We start from the raw sequence: 4310 nt of genomic DNA, 5'->3' as shown, positions 1-4310 counted from the left end.
AGACGCATCGATCACTTCGTCAGCGTATCGATCCAACAATTCAGCTTTAACTTGAAGCTTTTCATTGAATGTGAAAGGATCAGTATCTGAGTACTTTTGCAAGTCTCTAAAGTACCATTTCAATATAATTCCTCCAATGCAACAAAACTTATTATACCGGCAACAAATAGCCTTGTCAAGGCAATTTCCTTGATAGTCGGTTGCTCATTTCTCAATGATTATCGGATGCCGATAAAAATCTTGAGAGACGCCGGTAATCATTTGAATTAACATCCCTGAGCGAAAGTCCATCTGGATATCATCAGTCACCGTTTGATCGTTGACTTTTGTAATCAACGGCAGGGTCAGGTCATGCTTCACCTGGCTCAAATATGCCCGCCCTTTGGCATCGAAGCCTAACACGCGAACATCCCCCACCGATTGAAGCATATCATGGCTGCTGGCATGGAGCAACACGTATGTGCATAGCCGTTGGATGCGCGTGTAGGTGTAACGCTTGGTTTTGACCAGATGTAAAAATTCCGTAAAACTTTCGGCTTTGATTGCCGCCCGTTTTAAGCGAAACTCAATTCCCTCACTCATTTGATAAATCGAATGAAGTTGGTTAACAGGATTTTCAACCAATTCAAACCTTAACCAAGGCCAAAAATCATCCCAAGTCAACATCGGTTGTTGCTTAATCATCGCCATGGACGGCTTAGGAACGACTTCTTGAACAGTTTGAAGTGAATGGTTGGCAATTGCCCTTCGAATCGCAGAAGCACTCGCAAAGGCACTATCCGCCTTAATTTCAGGGTCATCGTGTGGGCTACCAACCCGTTTGATGGGCACCAACTTTAAGGGCGAACCTGCTTCATCATTTGCATTGGCATAACCAAATGCCAGAATGTCGTTTGGTTGATTTAATCGGATTCCCGTTTTTTTGAATAAATAATCCTGAAAAATTGACGCGTATGGTCGGTTAAACTGCTTAAAGCTGGGATCTTTTTGTGGTTGATTTGAAATCAGCCGTTGATAATCCATATCCGGCGTTTCGGCACCGAAGGCTAACCATTGACATCCCAACGTTGCCGCTAGATTGACGGCACCAGCTGAGAAAATATGGGAAGGCTGAATCGCTGCAACCACCGGCAGTTCAACCACCAAATCCACCCCACTTAAGAGAGCAGCCCGAGTTCGTTGCCATTTATCAAAGGCAGCCGGTTCACCGCGCTGCAGCCAGTTTCCGCTCATAATGGCAATCGAAACATCGGCACCAGTCACCTGCTTAGCCTGATTCAATAGATATAAATGCCCATTATGAAATGGATTATATTCTGAAACGATCCCCACTGCCTGCAACATCTTGTGACTTCCTTTTAATCATTTACTGGCTTTAAAGAACCAGCGTTTAGTATGAGTTTCGAATTTTCCGTGGCCAAAATCGGTCCTTGGAATGACCAGCGAAAATTTAGCGTCAATCAATCGGTCATGGATATCCGGCCAATCATAAGCCCGCTCTTGATGAATTTCATTATAAGCGTCATAAGCATCCTTATCGGCGTTGTACTGGAAGAAGTTTAGTTCATGCTCGATTGCCATTGGGGCAAAGTCGCCCTCATAGCTGGTCCACATGAATGCCGCATCTTCACTTCGGTAGTTGTACATATAGCCGGGATAAACTTCCATCACTTGATAAGGTGTAATCATGTCAAATAAGAACAGACCTTCTGGATTCAAATGGTCGTTTACGACAGTAAAAGCGGCCGATAAGTCATTTTCATCAATTAAATAATTGAGTGAATCATCAAAACACGTAATCAAATCGTATTGATCCAATCCATCCAAAGTACGCATATCAGTTTGAATAAAGGGCACGTCAACATTTGCCTCACGAGTTCGCTGTTCGGCAATTGTTAACATGTCCTCGGATAGATCCGCTCCCGTAACTTGAAAGCCCAACTTAGCAAGTTTTACAGCCAGTCGGCCGGTGCCACAGGCGAGGTCTAAAATTTTTAAGTCGGATGGTGCTTGGTTCATTTGTTGGGCACTTTCGACAACGTAATCAGCCCAACGATCATAGAGAGTTGCGTCAAATAAATCATCATAAAATTTGGCGAATTCTGTGTATATCATTATGCTTCCACCCATGAATCGATATTAACGAGTGGTGCGTCCGACCACAACTTTTCCAAATTGTAAAAGTCGCGAACATCTTTTTGGAAAATGTGGACGATCACATCACCAAGATCGATTAAAATCCAGCGTGCTGAGTCCTTGCCAGACACGCTATAAACGTTCACATCGCCAGCTTCTACCTGGTCGACAACTTCATCGGCAATGGCTTTAACCTGTCGATTTGAATTGGCGTCTGCAATCACAAAATAGTCAGCCATCAAGCTAACTTCCTGCATGTCAAGGACGACAATATCGTTGGCGTGTTTGCTGTCAGCAGCACGAACAACGAGTTCAGCGATTTCTTTACTGTTCATATTTACTCCTATTCTATTCCTGAGCCGGGCACCCAGCTGTTATAAGTAACAATTGTCTGCGGAAAGACCGGCTTATTATGGGCAACTAGATAGCTCAACGTCTGTTTGGTCTGATACGCGACGCCCGCCTGTAAATTATCAAACGTTATTTTCCGGGCTTCATCAACACCGGGAAAATTCCGGCCCGGCTCAATGTAATCTGCCATGTAAACAATCTGCTCCAGCGGCGTCATAAACTGATGTCCTACTGTATGGTACCTGACCGCGTTGAGAATATCAATATCAGTGATTTGCAATTCTGTTTTGACAAATAACCATCCCACAACACCGTGCCAAATTGCATTACCATAGTTGAGCAATTCGGGGTCCAAATGGTAAGTCTTAATTGCTTCAATAAAGTCCTTATCCGGCCGCTGTTTGGCATAATCATGAACCAGGCCGCCAATACTGGCCTTTTCAACGTCAACGCCATTTCGCTCAGCTAAATCCATTGCGGTTTGTTCAACTCGCAACACATGCTGGAAACGGCTGTCAGTCAAGGCGTTTTTGAGCTTGGCGACAAGTTCGTCCCGGCTATACGGGACAATCTGATTATGATACGTGAGTTGATTATTTTTCATACAAATGGTTCTCCTTTATATAACGTTCAACGGAAGCCGGCACCAAATATTTAATTGACTGGTGCTGTCGCAACTTCGATCTAATCAATGAAGAAGAGATGTCGATATAGGGGACGTCGACCCAGATAACCGGATATTTTGACGAAGGTGTATAGCCGTCGCGTTTAACACCGACAAATGACACCAACTTAACCAACTCATCAATCCGATGCCATTTAGGTAGGTAAGCCACCATATCGCCGCCAATAATAAAATAGTATTGGTTTTCCGGATGTTGTTGGGTTAATTGCTTCATTGTGTCATACGAGTAACTGACGCCACCACGCATGATTTCAGTCATCTCAATTGCAAACTTGGGATTGTCGCGAATGGCGCAGTTAATCATGGCAACGCGGTCCTTCGCATCGATCGCAAATTTACGATCAACGTGTGGCGGATTCGCGTCAGGCATTAGGTAAACTTTATCCAATCCCAACTGATCCAAAACTTGGTCGGCGACAATTAAATGCCCGTTATGAACGGGATTAAAAGTGCCACCAAGAATACCGATCCGTTTTCCCTTTTGTTTCACAACTGTTTTTGTCTGTGTAAGTGTTTCAACATTATTGACCACATTCGCCATTTCAAAATACCCCTAAATTGAAAATACTTCCGTTGATAAATCTTGATGCTTTTCATCTTTTGATGGTTTGAACAAGACTAAAGTCTTACCAATTGTTTGAACAACGGCGATATCACTCTTGGCTTCAATATAATCCTTAATGTCAGCCACAGTTGCCGTCGAGTTCTGCAGAACATTCACTTTAATTAATTCCCGACTATCGAGCGCCTTGGTGATTTCTTCGAGCCAAACCGGTGATAGACCGTTTTTACCAACTTCAAAAATTGGCCGCAACCGGTTGGCATTTGCTCTTAAGAAACGCTTTTGTTTTCCAGTTAATTTCATATATACCTCTTTATTTTAAATCATCGCGGGACGAATCAACACTGAAACGCCCTTTGGTGCCCAACCCGTTACCGATACGCCTTCTGGAATGGTAACCCAACCAAGGCCTTCGATCACCAAGTCGCTTTTTTCAGTTGACTTGAACTCGTGAGGCTCTAATGGTGGGAAATCATCTGTCTGATCTTCCATCGGTGGGGTTAAAAACGACCCAACGTGGCTTGCATAAAACTCATCGGCGTTTTCCAGTTTGGTGCGATGAATAAACAAATTATT

Annotated in this window: 6 protein-coding genes and 1 pseudogene; all 7 read right to left on the bottom strand. The window is 43.7% G+C overall.

From position 1 onward, the window contains the following. Positions 1–204: 204 nt before the first annotated feature. Complete coding sequence (locus AB3112_RS08745; protein ID WP_084975297.1) at positions 205–1344, bottom strand: nucleotidyltransferase; 1140 nt, start codon at positions 1342–1344, stop codon at positions 205–207. Between the two features lie 18 nt (positions 1345–1362). Then, positions 1363–2115 carry a class I SAM-dependent methyltransferase gene (locus tag AB3112_RS08740; protein WP_367334307.1) on the bottom strand — a complete coding sequence of 251 codons (753 nt, stop codon included), beginning with the start codon at positions 2113–2115 and terminating at the stop codon, positions 1363–1365. Continuing rightward, positions 2115–2471 carry a ribosome silencing factor gene (rsfS, locus tag AB3112_RS08735; protein WP_057910427.1) on the bottom strand — a complete coding sequence of 119 codons (357 nt, stop codon included), beginning with the start codon at positions 2469–2471 and terminating at the stop codon, positions 2115–2117. The genes AB3112_RS08740 and rsfS overlap by 1 nt, the downstream gene beginning before the upstream one ends. Before the next feature lie 8 nt (positions 2472–2479). Further along, a complete protein-coding gene (gene yqeK, locus AB3112_RS08730) occupies positions 2480–3091 on the bottom strand; it encodes a bis(5'-nucleosyl)-tetraphosphatase (symmetrical) YqeK (RefSeq protein WP_084975293.1) in 612 nt (203 codons plus the stop codon). Then, entirely contained in the window at positions 3081–3713 is a 633-nt protein-coding gene (locus AB3112_RS08725) for a nicotinate-nucleotide adenylyltransferase (protein ID WP_057910429.1), read from the bottom strand. The genes yqeK and AB3112_RS08725 overlap by 11 nt, the downstream gene beginning before the upstream one ends. Positions 3714–3725: 12 nt before the next feature. Beyond that, positions 3726–4037 (bottom strand): ribosome assembly RNA-binding protein YhbY, encoded by a 312-nt coding sequence (gene yhbY, locus AB3112_RS08720; RefSeq protein WP_057910430.1) that lies wholly within the window; start codon positions 4035–4037, stop codon positions 3726–3728. A gap of 15 nt (positions 4038–4052) precedes the next feature. Continuing rightward, positions 4053–4310, bottom strand: a pseudogene (locus AB3112_RS08715) (ribosome biogenesis GTPase YqeH); the annotation flags it as partial.

It is taken from the genome of Lentilactobacillus sp., assembly GCF_040773105.1.
In the GTDB taxonomy this organism is placed as follows: Bacteria; Bacillota; Bacilli; order Lactobacillales; family Lactobacillaceae; genus Lentilactobacillus; species Lentilactobacillus parabuchneri.
This window is presented reverse-complemented; position numbering and strand designations above follow the sequence as displayed.

Coding starts and splice junctions, on each gene's coding strand:
- yqeK (WP_084975293.1), bottom strand. CDS start 3,091: ATGAAAAATAATCAACTCACGTATCATAATCAGATTGTCCCGTATAGC.
- AB3112_RS08745 (WP_084975297.1), bottom strand. CDS start 1,344: ATGTTGCAGGCAGTGGGGATCGTTTCAGAATATAATCCATTTCATAAT.
- AB3112_RS08740 (WP_367334307.1), bottom strand. CDS start 2,115: ATGATATACACAGAATTCGCCAAATTTTATGATGATTTATTTGACGCA.
- AB3112_RS08725 (WP_057910429.1), bottom strand. CDS start 3,713: ATGGCGAATGTGGTCAATAATGTTGAAACACTTACACAGACAAAAACA.
- yhbY (WP_057910430.1), bottom strand. CDS start 4,037: ATGAAATTAACTGGAAAACAAAAGCGTTTCTTAAGAGCAAATGCCAAC.
- rsfS (WP_057910427.1), bottom strand. CDS start 2,471: ATGAACAGTAAAGAAATCGCTGAACTCGTTGTTCGTGCTGCTGACAGC.